Source organism: Pyxidicoccus sp. M6, assembly GCF_055568925.1.
This window is the reverse complement of record NZ_CM145714.1, coordinates 6,878,674-6,903,510: the sequence shown is the minus strand read 5'-3', so window position 1 is coordinate 6,903,510 and position 24,837 is coordinate 6,878,674. Positions and strand designations below refer to the sequence as shown.

The following is a 24,837-nucleotide window of genomic DNA, read 5'->3' as shown; positions in this document are numbered from 1 at the left end:
GGAAGAGCGCCGCCGCCATGCCCCACACCTTTCGACTCCTCAACGATGTCCTGGTCCACCGCGCGACCGGGGCGAAGGCCCACGACCGTCAGTACACGTTCCTTGGTGACTCCGAAGGCGAAGAAGCGTCGCTGAGCTCGCTCGAATTGCACGAGCGCGCGCGCCGCATCGCCGCCGTGCTGCAGGCTCGAGGCGCCGTGGGTCAGCGCGTGCTGCTGCTGTATCCGCCGGGGCTCGACTACATCGCGGGCTTCTTCGGCTGCCTCTACGCGGGAGCCATCGCGGTGCCCGCGTATCCCCCGGACCCGGTGCGGCTGGAGCGCACGCTGCCGCGCCTGCGAGCCATCATCCAGGACGCGGAGGCCACGGTGGTGCTCACCACCTCCGGCATCCTCGCGCTCGCGGACTTCGTCTTCGAGCAGGCGCCGGACTTCCGCGCGCTGCACTGGCTGGCCACGGATGAGCTGCCCGCGGGCGGCGAGTCCTCGTGGCGCGAGCCGGACGTGGGCCCGGACTCGCTCGCGTTCCTCCAGTACACGTCTGGTTCCACGGGCACGCCGAAGGGCGTGATGCTGTCTCACGCCAACCTGCTCCACAACCTGGGGCTCATCGCCAATGCCTTCCAGGTGCGCGACGACAGCACGGGCGTCATCTGGCTGCCGCCGTACCACGACATGGGGCTCATCGGCGGCATCCTCCAGCCGCTGTACGCGGGCTTCCACGTCGCGCTGATGTCACCCATGTCCTTCCTCCAGCGCCCCATGCGTTGGCTGGAGGCCGTGTCCCGCTTCAAGGGCACCATCAGCGGCGGCCCCAACTTCGCGTACGAGCTGTGCGCGCGCCGTGCGACGCCGGAGGAAATCCAGGCGTTGGATTTGAGCGCGTGGGAGGTGGCCTTCACCGGCGCCGAGCCCATCCGCTCGTCGACCCTGGACCGCTTCGCGGAGGTGTTTGCGCCCACCGGCTTCCGCCGCGAGGCGTTCTACCCGTGCTACGGCCTGGCCGAGGGCACGCTCATCGTCACCGGTGAGGACAAGGGCCGCGTCCCTCGCGTGCACGTGCTGGAGGACGCGGCGCTCGCTCGGGGGACGGCCGTGCGTGCGGAGGCTGGCGCGGCGGGAAGCCGGGCGCATGTCGGCTGCGGCATGACGCTGGCGGAGCAGCGCCTGCTGGTGGTGGACCCGGAGACTCGCGTGCCGTGCGCGCCGGGACGCGTGGGTGAAATCTGGGTGTCCGGCGGGAGCATCGCGCGGGGCTATTGGCGCAAGCCCGAGCAGAGCGTGGAGACGTTCCAGGCCGTCCCCATCGGCGCGGAGGATGGGCCGAAGTACCTGCGCACCGGAGACCTGGGCCTGCTGCTGGAGGACGGCCAGCTCATCGTCACGGGCCGGCGCAAGGACCTCATCATCCTGCGCGGAAGGAACCTGTACCCGCAGGACGTGGAGTCGGTGGTGGAGCGCGCGCACAAGCGCGTGCGTCCGGGCGGTGTAGCGGCCTTCGCAGTGGAGACGCCGGCGGGCGAGGCGCTCGCGGTGGTGGCCGAGGTGGGCCGCGAGCTGGCCGAGGCCGCGGCCCCGTCCGCGCTGGAGGCCGTGGCGGACACCGTGAGGCAGGCGATTGCCCGCGAGCTGGAGGTGCAGCCGCACACGATTGCGCTGTTGCCTCCGGGCGCGGTGCCCAAGACGTCGAGCGGAAAGATTCAGCGCTTCGCCAGCCGCGCGGCGCTCGTGTCCGGTGAGCTGTCCGTGCTGTGGCGCACGGATGCGGCGGTGTCACAGGCGCCCGCGCCCGCGCCTATGCAGGAGATGCAGGCGACTTCAGTGGAGCCCACGGCAGCGGCCCTGGAGCTGGAGCAGGCGCTGCGCGAGGAGCTCGTCGCGGTGCTCGGACCGGACGCCGCGAAGCAGGACGCGGAGGCTCCGCTTACGCGGCTCGGCATGGACTCGCTCGCCGCCGCGGACCTCCAGGGACGCATCGAGAAGCGGTTCGGCATGCGCGTCTCCGCCGCCGCCCTCCTCCAGGACCTGAGCCTGCGGGGCCTCGCGGAGTCGCTGTCCCGCTCGGGTGGAGCCGGGGCGCCGTCGCTTCCGCCCCTGCGTCGTCGTCAGGACGCGGCCGCGCCCATCCCCGCGTCCTTCGCCCAGCAGCGGCTGTGGTTCATCCAGCAGTTGGAGCCGTCCTCCACCGCGTACCACATCCCCCTGGCCCTCACGCTGCGCGGCCCGCTGGACGTCTCCGCGCTGGAGCGCGCGCTGGCGGAGTGGGTGCGCCGTCACGAGGTGCTGCGCACCACCTTCAGCTCGCACAACGGCGAGCTGCGCCAGCACGTCCACGCGCCGGCCCCCGTGCCCCTGCCGCAAGTGGATTGCACGGCCCATCCGCCCGAGTCGCGCCAGTCCGTGCTCGACCAGCAGGCCGGCCTCGACGGGCGGCAGCCGATGGACATGACCACCGGCCCGCTGCTGCGCTGCTCGCTGCTGCGCTTCGCGCCGGACGACCATGTCCTCGTCGTCTCCATCCACCACCTCATCGCGGATGGCTGGTCCGTGGGCCTGCTGGTGCGCGAGCTGGCCACGCTTCACGCCGCCTTCGCCGAGGGCCGCCCCTCTCCCCTTCCCGAGCCCGAGCTCCAGTACGCGGACTTCTCCGCGTGGCAGCGCGCCCACCTCACTCCGAAGGCTCTCGCCAAGGAGCTGACGTGGTGGAAGCAGACGCTCGCGGAGGCGCCGTCGCTGCTGGCCCTGCCCACGGACAGGCCTCGGCCGCAGCGGCTGTCCTTCCACGGAGCCCGCCGCTCCCGCCTGCTGCCCGCGTCGCTGATGACGAAGCTGCACACGCTGGGCCGGCGCGAGGGCGCCACGCCGTTCATGTGCGTGGTGTCCGCGCTGTCCACCGTGCTGCACCGGTGGAGCGGCCAGGCCGACTTCGTGCTCGGCTCGGCCATCTCCGGCCGCGACGTGCCGGGCATCCGCTCGCTGGTGGGTGACTGCACCAACTTCGTCCCGCTGCGCGTGCGCTTGCCGTCCGAGGCCACGGTGACGGGCCTGCTCAAGGCGGTGAAGGCGAGCACGCTGGGCGCGCTCACGCACGGCCACGTCCCGTTCGACCACGTGCTCGCGGCGGCGCAGCCCGGGTCGCAGCGGCGCGAGCTGTACAACATCGCCTTCGTCCTCGACGACTACGACATCCCGCACGGCATGCCCGCGGGCCACGGGCTGACGGTGGACGTGTCGCTGCTGGACAACCGCACCACCGAGCTGGACCTCACCTTCGAGGCCGCGCACGGCCCGGACGGCCTGCTCATCGGCTGCAAGTACGCGACGGACCTGTTCGACGCGGAGACCATCGACCGGCTGCTGGGCCACCTGGAGGTGGTCATCGGCGGCATGGTGGAGGCACCGTCCGCGCGCCTCACCGAGCTGCCCCTGATGCCGGAGGCCGAGCGTCAGCAGGTGCTGCACGCCTGGAACCCGCGCGTGGACGCGCCTCGCGACGGCACGCTCGTGGAGCGCTTCGAGGCGCAGGTGGACCGCACGCCGGACGCCATCGCCGTCACCTTCGAGTCGAAGCACCTCACGTACCGGGAGCTGGACGCGCGCGCCAACAAGCTGGCCCATGTCCTGCTCCGCCACGGCGTGGGGCCGGACGTGCTCGTGGGCGTGTGCCTGGAGCGCGGCCTGGACCTCGTCGTCACGCTGCTCGGCATCCTCAAGGCTGGCGGCGCGTACCTGCCCATCGACCCGTCGTACCCGCGCGAGCAGCTCGCCTTCATGTTGGAGGACGCTCAGGCTCCCATGCTGGTAACGCAGGCCTCGCTGGAGGACCGCGTGCCCCCGGCCGGCAGCGCCGCCGTGGTGCGCATCGACAAGGTGTTCGAGTCCGGCACCAGCGCCCCGCGTCCGCCCCGCTGCAACTCACCGACGGACCTCGCGTACGTCATCTACACCTCGGGCTCCACCGGCCGCCCCAAGGGCTGCATGGTGCAGCACGACAACGTGGTGCGCCTCTTCACCGCCACGGACCCCTGGTTCAACTTCGGAGCGCAGGACGTGTGGACGCTGTTCCACTCGTACGCGTTCGACTTCTCCGTCTGGGAGCTGTGGGGCGCGCTGCTCTACGGCGGCCGGCTGGTGGTGGTGCCCTACTGGGTGAGCCGCTCGCCCGAGGCCTTCTACAAGCTGCTGGCCGATGAGGCCGTCACCGTCCTCAACCAGACGCCCACCGCGTTCCGTCAGCTCATCCACGCCGAGCAGCAGGCCGCCTCCGCCGGTGAGCTGCCGGCCCTGGCCCTGCGCTACGTCATCTTCGGCGGCGAGGCGCTGGACCTGGCCGCGCTGCGCCCGTGGTTCGAGCGGCACGGCGACGAGCGCCCGACGCTCGTCAACATGTACGGCATCACCGAGACGACGGTCCACGTCACATACCGACCGGTTCGGATGTTGGACCTGGACCGGCCGTGGTCCAGCGTCATCGGTTGCCCGATTCCCGACCTGCAGATCTACCTGCTGGATGCGTCCGGCCAGCCCGTGCCGGTGGGCGTACCCGGTGAGATTCACGTCGGTGGCTTCGGCGTGGCGCGAGGCTACCTGCGCCGCCCCGAGCTGACCGCCGCGCGCTTCGTGGACGACCGCTTCGGGCCCGTGCCGGGACGCAAGCTGTACCGCGCCGGAGACCTCGCGCGGCGCCTGCCCAACGGAGACCTGGAGTACCTGGGCCGCATCGACAACCAGGTGAAGATTCGCGGCTTCCGCATCGAGCTGGGCGAAATCGAGTCCGCGCTCACCACGCACCCCACCGTGCGCGAAGCGGTGGTGATGGCGCGCGAGGACTCGCCCGGTGACAAGCGGCTGGCGGCGTACCTGGTGCTCGGGGACCTGAAGGACGCGGGCCCGGTGGACCAGACGTCGCAGTGGAAGGCCGTCTACGACGAGACGTACACCGAGGGCTCGCGCAGCGAGGACCCGACGTTCGACATCTCCGGCTGGAATGACAGCTACACCGGGGACGCGCTGCCCGCCGCGCAGATGCGCGAGTGGGTGGACACCACCGTGCGGCAGATTCTCGCGCTGAAGCCGCGCCGCATCCTGGAGCTGGGCTGCGGCACGGGCCTCCTGCTGTACCGGCTGGCCCCGCGCTGCGAGGCGTACTGGGGCATCGACTTCGCGAAGCCCGCGTTGGATCGCATCGAGCGCCAGCGCGAGCGGCTGGGCGAGTCGCTCGCCTCCGTGAAGCTGCTGCACCGCTCGGTGGATGACCTCTCCGGAATCGAGCCGGGCTCGTTCGATACGGTCATCTGCAACTCGGTGCTCCAGTACTTCCCGAGCGCGGACTACCTGTTCCAGGTGATTCGCGGCGCGGTGAAGGCCGTGCGCCCCGGCGGCCGCATCTTCCTGGGCGACGTGCGCAACCTGGCGCTGCTCAACGCGTTCCGCGCGTCCATCCGCCTGCACCGCGCGCCGTCGAACCTGTCCTCCGCGCAGCTCCTGTACCGCGTGCAGCGCGACGTGCTGGCCGAGGAGGAGCTGGTCGTCTCCCCTGCCTTCTTCACCGCGCTGGTCCGTGAGGTGCCGGGCATCTCGCGCGTGGAGGTGCTGCCCAAGCACGCCCGCTACGACAACGAGCTGAGCCGCTTCCGCTACGAGGTCATCCTCCACGTCGGCGGCGAGGCGGGCTCGTCCGTGCAGCCCGAGTGGGTGGACGGCAGTGGCTTCACGCTGGAGGCGCTGCGTGAGCGGCTGGAGTCGAAGCCCGCGCTGTTCGCGGTGCGACGGCTGCCGAACGCGCGCGTGCTGGATGATGCGCGCCTCGTCGACCTGCTGACGGGCTCGGGGAGGCCGCCCACCGTGGCCGCGCTGCGCGAGGTGCTGCGCGACTGGCCGGGCTCCCGTGGCGTGGAGCCGGAGGACCTGTACGCGCTCGGAGGGGCGCTCGGGTACGAGGTGCGGGTGAGCTGGGCGTCCGCGTACGCGGATGGCTCGGTGGATGTCGTGTTCGCCCGGCCGGGTGAGGCCGCGTTGGTGGACCTGATGCCGGAGGCACACGAGCCGGTGCCGCTGGACCGCCTCGCGAACGACCCGCTGCGCGGCGCGCGCAGTGCTCGTGAAGTGGCGCGCGTCCGTCAGGCACTGGTGGAGAAGCTGCCGCCGCACATGGTGCCCTCCGCCTTCGTGGTGCTGCCCACGCTGCCACTGACTCCCAGCGGCAAGGTGAACCGGGGCGCACTGCCCGCGCCGGAAGCGGACCGGATCGTCATCGAGGACGAGTACGTCGCCCCGCGCACGCCCGCCGAGGAGGCCGTGGCGCGCATCTTCACCGAGGTACTCGGCCAGACGCGCGTCGGCGCGAATGACGACTTCTTCGCCCTCGGTGGCCACTCACTGTTGGCCACGCAGGTGGTGACGCGGCTGCGCGCGCAGCTCAAGGTGGAGCTGTCCCTGCGCTCCGTCTTCGAGTGCCCCACCGTGGCCCGCCTCGCGGAGCGCGTGCAGTCGCTGCAGAGCGCTTCGTCCCGCGTCGCCGCCGAGGCGCCGCCCCTGGAGACGCTGCCGCGCGCGACGGATTCCGAGGCCACGCTGGAGGTCTCGTTCGCGCAGCAGCGCCTGTGGTTCCTGGAGCAGCTCCAGCCGGGACAGGCCGCGTACAACATCCCCGTGGCCCTGCGGCTGACGGGCGCGCTGAAGGTGGACGTGCTGCGCCGCACCTTCGCGGAAGTCGTCCGCCGCCATGAAGCGCTGCGCACCACCTTCGTCTCGCGCGACGGCCGGCCCATGCAGGTCGTCCACCCGGCTCCGTCCGAGTGGGCGCTGCCCGTGGAGGACCTGAGCACGCTGGAGCGCACGGCTCGCGAGGCCGCGGTGCAAAAGCGCCTGCGCGATGACGCGCACCGCGCCTTCGACCTGGAGCACGGCCCACTGCTGCACACGGTGCTGCTGCATTCGGGCGCGGACGAGCACGTGCTGGTGCTGAACATGCACCACATCGTCTCGGACGGCTGGTCCATGGGCGTGCTGGTGCGCGAGGTGGCCGCGCTGTACGAGTCGCTGGCCCAGGGCCGCGAGCCCGTGTTGCCGTCGCTGCCGGTGCAGTACGCGGACTACGCCGCCTGGCAGCGGCGCGTGCTGGAGGGCGAGGCGCTCGCATCGCAATTGGAGTGGTGGCGCTCGCGCATGCGCGACGTTCCGGCGCTGGAGCTGCCGACCGATTCCGTGCGTCCGGCCGTGCGCTCCCTGCGCGGCGCGACGCACTTCTTCACCGTGCCTCCGGCGCTGGTGGCCTCGCTCGACAAGGTGGGCCAGAGCCACGGCGCCACGCTGTTCATGGTGCTGATGGCCGGCTGGCAGGCGCTGCTGGCGCGCTACTCGGGGCAGACGGACTTCAGCGTGGGCACGCCAGTGGCGCACCGCACGCGTCCGGAGCTGGAAGGCCTCATCGGCTTCTTCGTCAACACGCTCGCGCTGCGCTGCAACCTCGCGGGTGACCCGACCTTCACCACGCTGCTGGGCCGCGTGCGCGAGGAGTCCCTGGGCGCCTTCGCCCACCAGGACGTGCCCTTCGACCGGCTCGTGGAGGCGATTGGCGGCGAGCGTGATCTGTCCCGCACGCCCCTCTTCCAGTCCCTCTTCGTCCTGCAGAACGCGCCCATCCAGCCGCCGTCACTGCCGGGCATGCAGGTGGAGCTGTTGCCGAGCGCCACGGACACGTCGAAGTTCGACGTCACGCTGCAGCTCATGGAGCGCGGCGGGGCGCTGGAGGGACAGCTCGAATACAGCCTGGACCTCTTCACGCCGGACACCGCGCGGCGCATGGCGGAGCACTTCCAGCGCCTGCTCCGGGGCATCGCCGAGGACGCGCAGCGCCGTCTGAGCGAGCTGCCGCTGATGGGCGAGGCCGAGCGCCAGCAGATCCTCGTCACGTGGAATGACACGCGCGCGGACTACCCGGTCACCACCGTCCACGAGCGCTTCACCGAGCAGGCCCGCCGCACGCCCGACGCCGTGGCCGTGCGCTTCGAGGATCGCGCCCTCACCTACGCGGAGCTGGATGCGCGCGCCAACCAGCTCGCCCGGCACCTGCTGTCGCTGGGCCTGGGAACGGAGCCGCGCATCGGCGTGTGCGCCACGCGCAGTCTGGAGATGGTGGTTGGACTGCTCGGCATCCTCAAGGCAGGCGGCGCCTACGTGCCGCTCGACCCGGCGCTCCCGGCGCAGCGACTGGCCTTCATGCTGGAGGATGCGAGCATCTCCGCCGTCCTCACGCAGCAGTCCCTGGTGCCGGTGCTGCCCGCGGGCTCGCGGCCCGTCGTGTGCCTGGACTCCGACTGGGACGTCGTCGCGCGCCAGCCTTCGCATGACGTGGCCGCTCCGGCCCAGCCGGACAGCCTCGCGTATGTGACGTACACGTCCGGCTCGACGGGCATGCCGAAGGGCGTGGGCGTGCCGCACCGGGGTGTGCTGCGTCTGTTGTTCGGCACGGACTTCTGGAACCTGGGTCCCGCTGACGTCGTGCTCCAGGTCGCGCCGCTGAGCTTCGACCCGACGACGCTGGAGATCTGGGGCGCGCTGCTGCACGGTGCGCGACTGGTCCTCTACCCCGCGTCCACTCCCGACGTGACCGAGCTGGCGCGGCTCATCACCGAGCACGGGGTGACGGCCGTCATCCTCGCCACCGCCCTCTTCGACGTGATGAAGCAGCACCAGCCGGAGGCGCTGGCTCGCGTGAAGGAGCTCATCGTCGGCGGAGACGTGATTCCCGCCGCACGGGTTCGTGAGCGGCTGGCCCTGGGCGCCTCCATCCGCAACGCCTATGGCCCTACCGAGGTCACCGTCGTCACCACCACGTACCGGCTGTCGCCCGGGGATGCCGTCGGTGACTCCGTCTCCATCGGCCGGCCCATCGCCAACACGCAGGCCTACGTGCTCGACGAGGCGCTGCGCCCCATGCCCGTGGGCGTGCCCGGCGAGCTGTTCATCAGCGGCGAGGGCCTGGCCCGGGGCTACCTGGGCCGCCCAGCACTCACCGCGGAACGCTTCCTGCCCCATCCGTTCTCGACGACGCCGGGTGCGCGGCTGTACCGCTCGGGAGACCGCGTGCGGTGGCTCGCGGACGGCACGCTGGAGTTCCTCGGCCGAATGGACTCGCAGGTGAAGGTGCGCGGCTTCCGCATCGAGCTGGGCGAAATCGAAGCCGCCCTGCGCGCCCACACGAACATCGCCGAGGCCACCGTGGTGGTCCGCGAGGACGTGGCCGGCGACAAGCGCCTCGTGGCCTACGTCGTGCCCGCGGACGCGGACGTGGCGAGCCTGCGCGAGTCCCTGCGCGAGCGCCTGCCCGAGTACATGGTGCCGTCGGCCTTCGTGCCGCTGGCCGCCCTGCCCCTGACGTCGCACGGCAAGGTGGACCGCAAGGCCCTGCCGGCACCGGCGCACACGGGCTCCTCGGCGGACTTCGCGGAGCCTCGGACGCCGCGTGAGCAGCAGCTCGCCGCGCTGTTCCGGGAAGTGCTCCGCGTGGAGCGCGTGGGTCTGCACGACGACTTCTTCATCCTCGGCGGTCACTCGCTGCTGGCCACGCAGGTGGTGACACGGCTGCGCGCGCAGCTCGGAGTGGAGTTGCCGCTCCGTGCATTCTTCGAGGCCCCCACCGTGGCCCGCCTCGCGGCGCGCATCGACGCGGTAGTGCCCGGGGCCGCGCTGCCGCCCCTGGAGCGCGTCAGCCGTACGTCCGGCGATGCCCTGGAGGTCTCCTACGCGCAGCAGCGGCTCTGGTTCATGGAGCAGCTCCAGCCGGGACAGGCCGCCTTCCACATGCCGGCCGCGCTCAGCCTGCGCGGATCCTTGGACGTGGACGTCCTGCGCCGCACCTTCGCGGAGGTGGTCCGCCGCCACGAGGCGCTGCGCACCACCTTCGCCACCCGTGACGGCCGGCCCGTGCAGGTCATCCACCCGGCTCCGTCCGAGTGGGCGCTGCCCGTGGAGGACCTGAGCGCGCTGGTGCCTTCCGCGCGTGAGGCCGCCATGCAGCGGCGCATGAGCGAGGAAGCCCACCGCGCCTTCAATCTGGAGCACGGCCCGCTGCTTCGCACGGTGCTGCTGCGCTCGGGTACGGACGAGCACGTGCTGGTGCTGGTGATGCACCACCTCGTCTCCGACGGCTGGTCCATGGGAGTGATTGTGCGTGAGGTCGCCGCGCTGTACGGCGCCCTCGCGCAGGGCCGCGAGGCGGTGCTGCCGTCGCTGCCGGTGCAGTACGCGGACTACGCGGCCTGGGAGCGGCGCACGCTGGAAGGCGACGCGCTGAAGCCTCAGCTCGCTTGGTGGCGCTCGCACCTCCAGGACGCTCCGGTGCTGGAGCTGCCCACGGACCATGCGCGGCCCGCATCGCGGAGCCTGCGCGGGGCCACGCACTTCCTCAGCTTCCCGGCGGAGCTCATCGCCGGACTGGAGCGCGTGGCGCACGAGCAGAACGCCACGCTGTTCATGGTGATGATGGCCGGCTGGCAGGCGCTGCTGGCGCGGTACTCGGGACAGCGCGACTTCTGCGTCGGCACCTCGGTGGGCCACCGCGACCGGCCCGAGCTGGAAGACCTCATCGGCTTCTTCGTCAACCCGGTGGCGCTGCGCGCGAAGCTCGACGGAGACCCGACGTTCGCGAGCGTCATCGCCCGCGTGCGCGAGGAGTCCCTGGGCGTCTTCGCGCATCAGGACGTGCCGTTCGACCGGCTGGTGGAGTCGCTCGGCGGGGAGCGCGACCTCTCCCGCACGCCTCTGTTCCAGACGCTCTTCGTCCTCCTCAACACGCCGTTGGAGGCACCGTCGCTTCCGGGCCTCGACGTGCGCGTGCTCCCGCTCGCCACGGAGACGTCCCGGTATGACCTGACGCTCGCGATGATGGAGCGCGGGGGCGCGCTGGAGGGCCAGCTCGAGTACAGCCTGGACCTCTTCACGCCGGACACCGCGCGCCGCATGGTGGAGCACCTGCGCGTGCTGCTGGAGGCCGTGGCACAGGGGGCTTCCAAGCTGCGCCTCAGTGAGCTCCCGCTCATGACCGAGCGCGAGCGACACCAGCTCCTCGTCGAGTGGAACGACACCCGCGCCGAGTACCCGGCGGATGCCACGGTCCACGCGCTCTTCACCGCGCAGGCCCGGCGCACTCCGGATGCCGTGGCCGTGGAGCAAGAGGGCCGCACCCTCACCTACGCGGAGCTGGACGCGCGCTCGAATCAGCTCGCGCACCACCTTCGCTCGCTGGGCCTGGGCGCCGAGTCGCGCATCGGCGTCTGCATGCACCGCGGCCTGGAGTTGGTCGTGGGCGTGCTCGGCATCCTCAAGGTCGGCGGCGCGTACGTGCCGCTGGACCCGTCTTACCCGGCGCAGCGGCTCGCGTTCATGTTCGAGGACTCGGGCGTGGCCGCCATCCTCACGCAGCAGTCGCTGGAGGACGAGCTTCCCGCGGGCTCGCAGCCCCTCGTGTCGCTGGACTCCGAGTGGGAGCGGATTTCGCGCCAGCCCGTGCACCCGGTGGACGTCACCGTGGGCCCGGACAACCTCGCGTACGTCACGTACACCTCCGGCTCGACGGGCACGCCCAAGGGCGTGGCCATTCCGCATCGGGGCGTGGTGCGCCTGCTCATCGGCTCGCGCTTCGTGAACCTGGGGGCGAGCGAAGTCGTCCTCCAGCTCGCGCCGCTGGCCTTTGACGCGTCCACGCTGGAGGTCTGGGGCGCGCTGCTCCACGGCGCGCGGCTGGTGCTCTACCCGCAGGGGACTCCGGACCTGGCGGAGCTGGGACAGGCGCTCGTGCGCCATCAGGTTTCCGTGCTCTGGCTGACGGCGGCGTTGTTCGACCAGATGCAACAACACCAGCCGGAGGCGCTGGCCCGCGTGCCGCAGCTCCTCGCGGGTGGCGACGTGCTGCCGGTGCCGCGCGTGCGCGAGCGGCTGGCGCAGGGCCGCTCCATCATCAACGGCTACGGCCCCACCGAGAGCACCACCTTCACCGCGACGCATCGGCTGTCGCCCGGTGACGTCATCGGCGAGTCCGTGTCCATCGGCCGGCCCATCGCCAACACGCGGGTGTACGTCCTGGACGAGGCGCTGCGCCCCGTGCCCGTGGGCGTGCCCGGTGAGCTGTTCATCGGCGGTGACGGCCTGGCCCGGGGCTACCTGGGCCACTCCGCGCTCACCGCCGAGCGCTTCGTGCCCAATCCGTTCTCGACGACTCCGGGCGCGCGGCTGTACCGCTCGGGAGACCGGGTGCGCTGGCTCGCGGACGGGACGCTCCAGTTCCTGGGCCGCGTGGACTTCCAGGTGAAGGTGCGCGGCTTCCGCATCGAACTGGGTGAGGTCGAAGCGGCGCTGCGCAAGCACTCCGCCGTGGCCGAGGCCACCGCCGTGGTGCGCGAGGACGTGCCGGGAGACAAGCGGCTCGTCGCGTACGTCACGCCCGAGGACGTGGACACCGGAGCCCTGCGCGAGCACCTGCGCCGGCACCTGCCGGAGTACATGGTGCCCACCGCTTTCGTCGCGCTGGAGTCCCTGCCCCTGTCGCCCAACGGCAAGGTGGACCGCCGCGCACTGCCCGCGCCGGACCTCACTCCGACGGACTCGGCGGACTCGGACACGGGCTCGATGTCCGTGCTCCAGCAGCAGCTCGCGGGCCTGTTCCGCGAGGTGCTCCGTGTGGAGCGCGTGGGCGCGCACGACGACTTCTTCGAGCTGGGCGGCCATTCGCTGCTGGCCACGCAGCTCGTGACGCGGGTCCGCGCGCAGTTCGGCGTGGAGCTGCCGCTGCGCACCCTGTTCGAGGCGCCCACGCTCACGCAGCTCGCCGAGCGCATCGAAGCGCTCCTCCTGCACGCGACGCGCGCGGAGATGCCGCCACTGTTGCCCGTGCCGCGCGAGGGCGCATTGCCGCTCTCCTTCGCGCAGCAGCGCCTCTGGTTCCTGGAGCAGTTCCAGCCGGGCCAGGCCGTCTACAACGTCCCCGTGGCCCTGCGCCTCACGGGCGACCTGGACGTGGACGTCCTGCGCAACACCTTCGCGGAAGTGGTCCGCCGCCACGAGGTGCTGCGCACCACCTTCGCCACGCGAAATGACCAGCCCGTGCAGGTCATCCACCCCGCGCCCTCTCAGTGGTCGCTGCCGGTGGACGACCTGAGCACGCTGGACGCGTCCACGCGCGAGGCCGCCCTGCGCAAGCGCATGGCCGAGGAGGCCCACTTCGCGTTCGACCTCACCACCGGCCCGCTGCTGCGCACGGTGCTCGTGCGCACGGGAGCCGCGGAGCACGTGCTGCTGCTCTGCATGCACCACATCGTCTCGGACGGCTGGTCCATGGGCGTGCTGGTGCGTGAAGTCGCCTCCGTCTACGCAGCGCTTCAGGAGGGCCAGCCCTCTCCGCTGCCCGCGCTGCCGGTGCAGTACGCGGACTTCGCCACATGGCAGCGCCAGTGGGTGCAGTCCGAGGGCATCCAGACCCAGCTCGAGTCGCTGAAGTCGCGCCTCCAGGGCGTCCCCGCGCTGGAACTGCCCGCCGAGTCGGGCCGTCCGATGACTCGGACGCTGCGCGGCGCCAGCCACTTCTTCACGCTGCCGGAGGAGCTGGTCCACGCGCTGGAGAAGGTGGGCCGCGAGCAGGGCGCAACCCTCTTCATGGTGCTGCTGGCCGCGTACGAGACGCTGCTCTCGCGCTACTCCGGCCAGGACGACTTCGCCGTGGGCAGCCCCATCGCCCACCGCACCCGGTCCGAGCTGGAGCCGCTCATCGGCTTCTTCGTCAACACGCTCGTCCTGCGCTCGCGCGTGGACGGCGATCCGACCTTCGCGGAGCTGGTGGACCGCGTCCGCGAGTCCTCGCTGGCCGCGTACGTCCACCAGGACGTGCCGTTCGACCGGCTCGTGGAGGCGCTCGGTGGTGAGCGCACCGAGGGCCGTGCGCCGCTGTTCAACGTGATGTTCGCCCTGCAGAACGCGCCCATGCAGCCGCCGTCGCTGCCGGGCGTGCAGGTGCACATCCTGAACACCGTCACGGACACCGCGCGCTTCGACCTGAGCCTCTCGCTCATGGAGCGCGGCGGAGCCCTGGAGGGCGCGCTGGAGTACAGCCTGGACCTCTTCTCCGTGGCCACCGCGGAGCGGCTGACGAAGCACTTCCGCGTGCTGCTGGAGGCCGTGGTCCGCGACGCGAAGGTCCGAGTCAGCCGCCTGCCGCTGATGGACGAGGCCGAGCGCGCCCAGGTGCTGGTGGCCTGGAACGAGACGACGTCCGGCGCCTCCGTGGCGGAGTCCATCCCGGCCCTCTTCGAGTCTCACGCTCGTCGCGCGCCAAACGCGGTGGCCGTGGAGCACGAGGGCCGCACGCTCACGTACGGAGAGCTGGATGCCCGCGCGAATCAGCTCGCGCGGCACCTGCTGTCGCTGGGGCTGAAGCCCGAGGCGCGTGTGGCCCTCTGCGTGGAGCGCGGGCCGGAGCTGCTCGTGGGCATGCTGGGCATCCTCAAGGCCGGCGGCTGCTACGTGCCGCTGGACCCTGCGTATCCCCGCCAGCGACTGGCGCTCATGCTCCAGGACGCGGGTGTCTCCGCCGTCGTGGCGCAGCAGCCCGTGCTCGCGTCGCTGCCCGAGCATGGGCGACCCACGGTGAGCCTCGACTCGGAGTGGCCGGTCATCTCCCGTCAACCCGCGACGGCGCTGTCGGGCGTGTCCGTCGCGCCGGGGCAGCTCGCGTACGTGCTCTACACGTCGGGCTCGACTGGCACGCCGAAGGGCGCGGGCGTGGAGCACCGCTCCATCGTCAGCTTCGTGCGTGACACGAACTACATGCGCCTGACGCCGGAGGACTGCGTCGCGCAGGTGGCCACGCCGTCGTTCGACGCGGCGACGTTCGAGGTCTGGGGCGCGCTGCTCAACGGCGCTCGGCTGGTCATCATCCCGCGCGACGTCACGCTGTCCCCGCCGCAGCTCGCGAAGAAGCTGCGCGAGGTGGGCGCCACCACGGTGCTGCTCACCACGGCTCTCTTCAACGAGGTGGCCCGCGAGCAGCCCCAGGCTTTGGCCTCGCTGCGCAACGTCTTCTTCGGGGGCGACAAGGCGGACGCTCGCGCCGTGCGGGCCGTGCTCGCGGCCGGGCCTCGGGGTCAGGTCGTGAATCTCTACGGCCCCACGGAGACGACGGTGGCCGCGACGTTCCACCCCGCCGCCAACGTCTCGGCGGACGCGGTGACGCTGCCCATCGGCAGGCCCGTGGCCCGGGCGCGCGTGTACGTGCTTGGCAAGAACGGCGAGCCGGTGCCCACCGGTGTGCCCGGCGAGCTGTTCATCGGCGGCGAGGGCGTGGGCCGTGGCTACCCCGGCCACCCTGCCCTCACGGCCGAGCGCTTCGTACCGGACCCGTTCAGCAGCAGGCCGGGCGCGCGCATGTACCGCACGGGAGACCGTGCGCGCTGGCTCGCGGACGGAACGCTCGACTTCGCCGGCCGCGTGGACGCGCAGGTGAAGGTGCGCGGCTTCCGCATCGAGCCGGGCGAGGTGGAGTCCGCCCTCCGTGCCCACGCCTCCGTGCGCGAGGCCGTGGTGCTGGTGCGCGAGGACGTGCCCGGAGACAAGCGGCTCGTGGCCTACGTCACGGGTACGCCCACGCCGGATGCGGCCACGCTGAAGGCCTTCCTCTCGGAGCGGCTGCCGGCCCACATGGTGCCGTCCGCCTTCGTCGCGCTCGCGGCCCTGCCCCTCACGCCCAACGGCAAGCTGGACCGCAAGGCGCTCCCCGCGCCGGATGCTTCCACGGGTACCACGACGTCCGCGCCCGCCGTGCCCGAGAAGCTCACTCCGTTCCAGCAGCGCGTCGCGGTCATCTTCCGCGAGCTGCTCCGCGTGGAGCGCGTGGGCCTGCACGATGACTTCTTCGCCCTGGGCGGTCACTCGCTCCTGGCGACGCAGCTCATCTCGCGCCTGCGTTCCACCTTCCAGGTGGAACTGCCCCTGCGCGCCCTCTTCGGCGCGCCCACGGTGGCCCGAGTCACGGAGTTCGTGGAGGAGCAGTTCCTCGTCCGCACCGAGGGACCGAAGACGCCGCCGCTGCGTCCCGTCCCGCGTGACGGAGAGCTGCCGCTGTCGTTCGCCCAGCAGCGCCTGTGGGTGCTCGACCAGCTCCAGCCCGGGAGCACCAACTACAACATGGTGGGCGCGCTCCGGCTGGATGGCACGCTCGACACCGAGGCCCTGCGCCGCGCGCTGGAGCACCTCGTTGCGCGCCATGAGGCCCTGCGCGCGACGTTCGCGATGAAGGAAGGCCAGCCCGTCCAGGTCTTCCATCCGCACGCCGCATGGGCACTGCCCATCACCGACCTGGAGCCCACGCCCGCGGAGACGCGCGAGACCGAAGCGCTCCGTCTCGCCACCGAGGAGGCCAGCCGTCCCTTCGACCTGGGCGCCGGCCCGCTGCTGCGCACGCGGCTCTTGCGGCTGGATGCGGAGCACCACGTCCTGCTGCTCGTCATGCACCACATCGTCTCGGACGGGTGGTCCATCGCGGTCATGATTCGCGAGGTGGCCGCGGGCTACGAGGCCTTCACCTCGGGCAAGACGCCCATGCTGCCGTCGCTGCCCGTGCAGTACGCGGACTTCGCCGCGTGGCAGCGCCAGTGGCTCCAGGGCGACGTGCTCGCTCGGGAAGTCGAGTGGTGGAAGGAGCATCTCGCCGGTGCGCCTCAGGTGCTGGACCTTCCCACCGACAAGGCCCGGCCCGCCGTGCGCAGCCCCCACGGTGCACTGCTGCCCGTGCACCTTCCCCGCGAACTGGTGGTGCGCCTGCTGTCCCTCGCGCGGCAGGAGGGCACCACGCCCTTCATGACTCTGCTCGCCGCGTGGCAGGTACTGCTGTCGCGCTACAGCCGGCAGGAGGAACTGCTCATCGGCTCGCCCATCGCCGGCCGCCGTCAGGGCGAGCTGGAGGGGCTGGTCGGCTTCTTCGTCAACACGCTGGTGCTGCGCGCCCGCGTGCGGCCGGAAGACTCGTTCCGCGCGTTGCTCGGCCAGGTGCGTGACACCACGCTGGCCGCCTTCGAGCACCAGGACCTGCCCTTCGAGAAGCTCGTCGAGGAGCTGAACGTCCACCGTGACTTGAGCCGCAGCCCGCTGGTGCAGGTCATCTTCGCCCTGCAGAACGCTCCCACCGAGGAGCTGCGCGTCCCGGGCCTGACGATGCGCCCGTTGGAAGTCGACAACGCCACCGCGCGGTTCGACCTGGGCCTCATGCTCGCCGAGGCACCGGACGGGCTGCGCGGCGTCATCGAGTACAGCACCGACCTGTTCGAGACGGCCACGGTGGCCCGCCTCGCCGGCCACCTGCGCACGTTGCTGGAGGCCATCGTCGCCACGCCGGAACGGCCGCTGGCCACCCTGCCCCTCCTCACGCCCGAAGAGCGCCAGCAGGTCCTCGTCGACTGGAACGACACCACCCGTCCGTACCCTGCTGTCACCATCCATGAGGCCTTCTCGCTCCACGCCGCGCAGCGCCCCGACGCCATCGCACTGGAGTGCGGCGACCAGCGCGTCACCTACGGGCAGCTCGAAGCGAGGGCCAACCGGCTGGCGCACCTGCTGCGCTCGCACGGCGTGGGCCCGGACTCGCGCGTGGCCGTGAGCCTGGAGCGCGGCATCGAGCTGATGGTCTCGCTGCTGGCCATCCTCAAGGCGGGCGGCGCGTACGTCCCGTTGGACCCCGCGTACCCCGCGCAGCGGCTCGGCTTCATGCTGGAGGACGCGCGGCCCCGGCTGCTGCTCACCTCTCGCGCCCTGCGTGCGCAGCTCCACCTGCCGGAGGAGTCCGTGCCGTGCCTCTTCGCGGAGGAGCTGGCGCTGGAGTCCCAGCCCACGACGCCTCTCGAGTCGGGCATCGGCCCTCGTCACGTCGCCTACGTCATCTTCACGTCGGGCAGCACGGGCCGTCCCAAGGGCGTCGCCGTGGAGCACCGGGGCGTCCTGCGCCTCGTGTACAGCGAGCCCTACCTCGGCTTCGGCACGCGCGAGACGGGCATCCTCCTGGCGCCCATCTCCTTCGACGGCTCCGTGATGGAGATGTGGATTCCGCTGCTGCACGGCAGCAAGCTCGCCATCCTCCCGGCGAAGTCCGTGCCGAGCGACTTGGACGCGCTGGGCCAGGCGGTGGACCGCCACGGCGTCACGTTCATGCACACGTCCGCGGGCCTCTTCTCGCAGCTCGCGGAGCACCGGCCCGACATCCTGCGCAAGCTGAGGGCCATCCACTCGGGCGGAGACGTGCTCTCCGTGCCGCACGCGCGCGGCGTGCTGGAGAACCTGGGCAAGTCCGTCACCAACGGCTACGGCCCCACCGAGGTCTCCGTCATTGCCACCTGCTACACGCTGGAGCGGCCCGAGCAGGTAGGCCTCACCGTGCCCATCGGCAGGCCGCTCGACAACACGCGCGTGTACGTGGTGGACGCGCGCCTGCAACCGGTGCCCGTCGGCGTGGCGGGAGAGCTGCTCCTCGGTGGCGACGGCCTGGCGCAGGGCTACGTCTCGCGCCCGGACCTCACCGCCGAGCGCTTCATCCCGGACCCGTTCTCCACGACGCCCGGTGAGCGCCTGTACCGCACGGGAGACCTCGCCCGCTGGCACGCGGACGGGACGCTGGAGTTCATCGGCCGCGTCGACCACCAGGTGAAGGTGCGGGGCTTCCGCATCGAGCTGCCCGAGGTGGAGGCCGCCCTGCGCGCCCTCCCCGCCGTGCACGAGGCCGCCGTGGTGGTCCGCGAGGACGTCCCCGGCGACAAGCGGCTGGTGGCGTACGCCATGCCGCGCGAGGGCCAGTCGCTCGACACGACCGCGCTCCGCGCGGAGCTGCGCCAGCGGCTGCCCGAGTACATGGTGCCGTCCATCTTCGTGACGCTGCCCGTGCTGCCGCTCAGCCCCAGCGGCAAGGTGGACCGCAAGGCGCTGCCCGCGCCCGACGCCGCGTCCACTGGCCGCATGGGCCGCTTCGTGGAGCCCGCCAATCCGCTGGAGCAGCAGATTGCCGCGCTCTACGCGAGGGAGCTCGGCGCGGACCGCGTCGGTGTGCACGACCACCTCTTCGAGGAGCTGGGCGGCACGTCGCTGTCCGTGGTCCGCATCGCCGCGCGCCTGCGCGAGGAGCTGAAGCGCGAGCTGCCCGTGGTGTGGCTCTTCGAGCACCCCACCGTCCATGACCTCGCCCTCCGCTTGGAGCGCGAGGCCGCCGGTGCCGCCGCGCAGGCCCAGGAGCCCGCGCCCGGGCACCGTCCGCGTCCCACCGTGCAGACCGAGAAGGGCTCGGGCGCCATCGCCGTCATCGGCATGGCGGGCCGCTTCCCCGGCGCCGCGTCCGTGCAGGAGTTCTGGCGCAACCTGCGCGAGGGCATCGAGTCCATCTCCCGCTTCACCGCGGACGAGCTGGAGCACATGCCCGGCCTGCCGGACGGCATGGAGCTGTGGCAGCACCCGAACTTCGTCGCCGCGGGCGGCGTGCTGGATGGCGTGGACCGCTTCGACCACGCCTTCTTCGACATGTCCCTGCGCGAGGCGCAGTGGATGGACCCGCAGCAGCGCCTGTTCCTCCAGTGCGCGTGGAGCGCGCTGGAAGACGCGGGCATCGACCCGGAGCGCTTCCCGGGGGCCATCTCGCTCTACGCGGGCGCCACGGACTCCGGCTACACGGACGCGGTGCGCGCCACGGTGCCGCTGGACGGCGCGGCCATCATGGAGCTGTACGGCACCGCGACGCACGAGAGTCTGGCCACGAAGACGTCCTACAAGCTGGGGCTCACGGGTGAGAGCACGCTCGTCTACACCGCGTGCTCCACGGGCCTCGTGGCCGTGCACCTCGCCTGTCAGAACCTGCTGGCTGGCCTGTCCGACGTGGCCCTCGCGGGCGCGACGCGCCTCACCGTGCCGCAGCGCACGGGCTACGTGTACCAGGAGGGGATGATCTTCTCTCCGGACGGGCACTGCCGCGCGTTCGACGAGAAGGCGCAGGGCACCATCGCCGGCAACGGCGTGGCCTCCGTGGTGCTCAAGCGCCTGGAGGACGCGGAGCGCGACGGCGACGCCATCTACGCGGTCATCCGCGCCACGGCGACCAACAACGACGGCCGCCACAAGTCGGGCTTCACCGCGCCCAGCGTGCAGGGCCAGTCCGCCGTCATCACCCAGGCCATGACTCGCGCGGGCCTCGAGCCGAAGGACATCGGCTACGTGGAGGCGCACGGCACCGCGACGCCGCTCGGTGACCCGATTGAAGTGGCCGCGCTCCAGCGTGCGTACGGGCTGGCGGCGGACCGCCGCGGCACCATCGCGCTGGCCTCACTGAAGACCAACGTCGGCCACCTGGACACGGTGGCGGGCCTCGCGGGCCTCATCAAGGTCGCGCTGTCGCTGCACCACGGAGAGCTTGCTCCGAGCCTGCACTTCGAGCGCCCCAACCCGCAGATCGACTTCGATTCCGGTCCCTTCTTCGTCAATACATCCCTGCGGTCGTGGCCGAGGGGCGAGACGCCGCGTCGCGCGGCCGTCAGCTCGTTCGGCATCGGCGGCACGAACGCCCACGCCGTGCTCGAGGAATCCCCTATGTCCACCAGTGGCTCCACCACGCGGACCCACCATGTCGTGACGCTGTCGGCGCGCAGCCCCGAGGCGCTGGAGGCGGCGTCGAAGCAGCTCGCTTCGCACGCGGAGGCCCAGGCCTCGGAGCTGTCGCTCCCGGACGTGGCCTTCACCCACGCCCTGGGCCGCAAGGTCTTCGAGTTCCGCCGGGCCGTCGTCGCAGCGGACGCGGCGGACCTCGTGAAGCAGCTCCGCAAGCCGTACACGGCGGTGAAGGTGAAGGACGAGTCGGCACGGCGGCGCCGCGTGGCGCTCGTGTTCCCGGGCCAGGGCGCGCAGCAACTGGGCATGGGCCGCGAGCTGTACTCGGCCGAGCCCACCTTCCGCGCGCACGTGGATTCGTGCCTCGGGCTGCTGGAAGAGTCGCTGCGAGCGCGGGTGCGCACGCTGTTGCAGGCGGCTCCGGAGCAGAAGGACGCGGAGCTGACCGCGCTGCTCGCGGACACGCGCGTGGCACTGCCCGCGTTGTTCTCCGTGGAGTACTCGCTGGCGCGGATGTGGATGGACTGGGGGCTCGAGGTCCACGCCGTGCTGGGTCACAGCTTCGGCGAGTACGCCGCCGCATGCATCGCGGGCGCGCTGCCGCTGGAGGACGCAGTGAAGCTGGCGGTGGCGCGAGGTGAGCTGATGCACCGCATGCCTCCGGGGGCCATGCTCGCGGTGGCCATGTCCGAGGCGCAGGTGATGCCGCTGCTGTCCGGACGGCTGGAGCTGGCCGCGCTGAACTCTCCGGACCGGTGCGTCGTCGCCGGGCCGGTGGCCGAGGTGGAACGGCTCCAGGAGGAGCTGAAGCGCCGTGACATCGGTGCGGTGCGCATGCCCGCGCCGCATGCGTTCCACTCGGCGGATATCGACCCGCTGATGCCGGAGCTGGAGCGCGTGGTGGCGTCGCTTCGCCGCGCGGAGCCGACGCTGCGGTACGCGTCCAGCGTCACGGGCACGTGGGCGCAGCCGGGTGCACTGACCGAGCCGCGCTACTGGGCGAACCAGATGCGCCAGCCGGTGCGCTTCAGCGAGGCCGTGGGGGCCCTGCTCGAAGAGGGCTGCAGCGTGGTGCTGGAGGTGGGCCCGGCTCAGGACCTCACGCCACTGGTGCGCGCGTGCCTGGGGCAGGACCGCGACCGCGTGAAGGCGCTGGCCACGCTGCGACGTGGCGGCACCACCACGGAGCAGTCGGGATTGATGCAGGCCGTGGGCGAGCTGTGGACGCTGGGCGTGGAGGTGGACTGGTCCGCCTTCTACGCGCACGAGCAGCGCCGCAAGGTGCACCTGCCCACGTACCCGTTCCAGGAGAAGCGCTGCTGGGTGGAGGTGAAGCCCGGACAGACGACTGTGAGCGGGACGTTCGCTCCCGCTGCGCTGCCCTCGCAGGCTCCGGTGGCGCCAGCCCCGGCGAAGCTGCAGGGCACCATGGTGGTGACTCCAGCGGGACAGGCGTCGGCTCCCGTCTTCGCACAGCCTCCATCCGCGCCCCCGGCGTCGGTTCCCGTAGCAGCCTCCGGGCTCACGCAGCCCACGACGGTCAGCGCGCAACCGGCGACCGCTCAGGGATCCGTGGTGGTGGCGCCCGCGGCACGCGTGGCCGTGACTCCGACGGGGCAGGTCGCGGCTCCCGGTTTCACCGCGCCGGCAGTGATTGCATCGCCTGTTCAAGCCTCCGCACAGGTCGGAGCGACGGGCCTGCCTTCGGCCCCGGTGACTTCGGCGGACACCCCGGTCCGGGCCCCGGCCACCACGCAGCCCATGGTGGCGTCGATTCCGTCCACCTCTGCCCCGGCCAACACCGTCTCTGTATCCACCTCCACCGTGCCCGTCCGCGAGGACGCCCCACGCGGTGACATCGAGGAGCGCCTCGCGGCCTTGTGGCGCGAGCGGCTCGGCTTGGAGTTCGTGGGCCGCGACGACAACTTCCTCGAAATCGGCGGCAACTCGCTGATGGCCGCACAGCTCCTCAACCAGGTGCGCGAGGCCTTCGGCGTGCAGCTCCCGCTCGCCGCCCTCTTCGAGGCGCCCACCGTCGCCGGCATCGCCGAGCGCATTGAGCCGCTGCTCCGTCAGGCCCCGGCCACGCAGCAGCCGCAGACCCGCGAGCTGCCCCTCGTGCCGCTGGCGCGCAACCAGGAGCTGCCCCTGTCCTTCGTGCAGGAGCGCGTCTGGCGCCTGGAGCAGCACCTCCCCGGCCTCTCCGCGTACACGATTCCCTTCGTCCTCCGCCTCGAAGGCTTCGTGGACGTGGACACGCTCCAGCGGAGCATCCAGGAGATCGTCAACCGCCATGAGGCCCTGCGCACCACGTACGACGTCGTGGACGGCCGCCCCGTGCAGCGCTTCCACCCGCACGTGCACATCCCGCTCGACATCATCGAGCTGACCGGCTCCGCCGAGCACCGCGAGTCGGAGGCCATGCGCATCGCCCGCGAGGAGTCCGCGCGCCCGTTCGACCTGGTGAAGGGCCCCGTCATCCGGACGGTGTTGGTGAAGCTGGACGCGCAGCTCCACATCCTCGTGGGCGCCATCCACCACGTGGTCTGCGACACGCTGTCCGTGGCCATCTTCGTCCACGAGCTGGGCCAGCTCTACGGCGCCTTCCGCCAGGGCCGGCCGTCACCGCTGCCGCCGCTGCCCGTGCAGTACGCGGACTTCGGCGCCTGGCAGCGCCGCAACACCGCCGAGCACCTGATGCCGGAGCAGGAGCAGTGGTGGCGCAACCGCCTCGCCGGCATGCCGCGCCGGCTGGAGATGCCCACGGACCGGCCTCGTCCCGAGAGCTGCCCGCTCACCTCGGTGCGCATGATTGTCGACTTCCCGCCCGCGCTCGCACGCGAGGTGGGTGCGTTCGGCAAGCGCGAGGGCTTCACCTCGTACATGACGGTGCTGGCCGCGTGGCAGACGCTGCTGCACCGCTACAGCGGGCAGACGGACATCATCGTCGGCACGCCCATCGCCAACCGCACGCGTCCGGAGCTGCTGGGGCTCATCGGCTACGTGGCGCACTCGGCCGCGTTCCGCACCAGCTTCGCGGGAGACCCGACGTTCCGTGAGCTGCTCGGCCGCGTGAAGCACGAGGTGTCCGAGACGCAGACCCGGCCCGACGTGCCCTTCGAGTTCCTCGTCGAGGAGCTCGTCCCCGGAAAGGACATCGGCAAGGGCCGGATGGCGGACACCGTGTTCGTCTACCACTCCAACGTCGGTGGAGGCGCCACCGCGCTGGAGCTGACCGGCGTGCGTGGCTCGCTGGTGGAAGTCCCCAATGCCCCCGTGCAGTGGGGCGCCACGCTGTCCGATTTGACGCTCGTCCTCTCCGAGGAGAATGGCCGCATCCACGGCGCGCTCGAGTACGCCACCGAGCTCTTCGACGAGGCCACCGCGCGAGGCATCGTGGAGCATCTGCAGGCCATGCTCGCGGCCGCGCTCGCCCGTCCGGATGAGCGCGTCTCGCGCCTGCCGTTGGTGACGGAGGCCGAGCGCCGCGCCTGGCCCCTGCCCCTCCCCGCGTCCGTGTCCGCCGCAGTGCCCGCGCTGCTCGTGGAGCGCGCGCGCCGGAGCCCGCAGTCCGTGGCCGTGAGCCAGGGCGACAAGCAGTGGACCCTGGCGGAGCTGTCCACCCGTGCGAGCCGTGTGGCCGCGCGCCTGCGCGCCCTCGGCGTGCGTCCGGGTGACCCGGTCGCGGTGTGCCTGGAGCCCTCGCCCGCGAAGCTCGCCGTCCTCTGGGGTGTGCTGGAGGCCGGCGGCGCCACCGTGACGCTCGGCAACTCCGACCTGGGAGGCCTCGCCGTCTACTCGCCCGAGGGCGCCACCACGCCGGTGCTCGTCACGTGGCGCGGAGTGGTGACGTCCACGAAGCTGGATGCCTCTCGCACGGTCTACGTCGAAGAGACCCTGGAGGTCGATTCCACGCCCTCGACCTCGAACGTCCAGCCCGACACGCTGGCGTGGCTGCTGCCGGCCGGCCCTGGCAAGCCCGCGTGGGCACTGAACCACCAGTCCCTCACGGAGCTGTTCGACGCGATGGACGCGCGGTTCCGCCCCTCCGAGGGCGGCACGTGGCTCGCGGCGACCGAGACCACCACCGACCGCGCGGAGCTCGAATCGCTGTGGGCCCTCTCGCGCGGCATGCGAGTGCTCTTCCCGTCCGAGCGCATGGCCGCGCAGCTCGTGCGCCTCAATGGCGGTGGGCCTCGCACGCAGGCCATGGACCTGA

At 71.8% G+C, this 24,837-nt stretch carries 1 protein-coding gene (only partly in view); it reads left to right on the top strand.

What is annotated here, in order from left to right:
• Positions 1-17 precede the first annotated feature (17 nt).
• Positions 18-24,837 carry the 5' portion of a non-ribosomal peptide synthase/polyketide synthase gene (locus tag ACVTJA_RS27440; RefSeq protein WP_465823921.1) on the top strand. It continues 15,203 nt past the right edge of the window, so 24,820 of the gene's 40,023 nt are visible here — the first part of the coding sequence; its start codon is at positions 18-20; its stop codon lies off the right edge, out of view.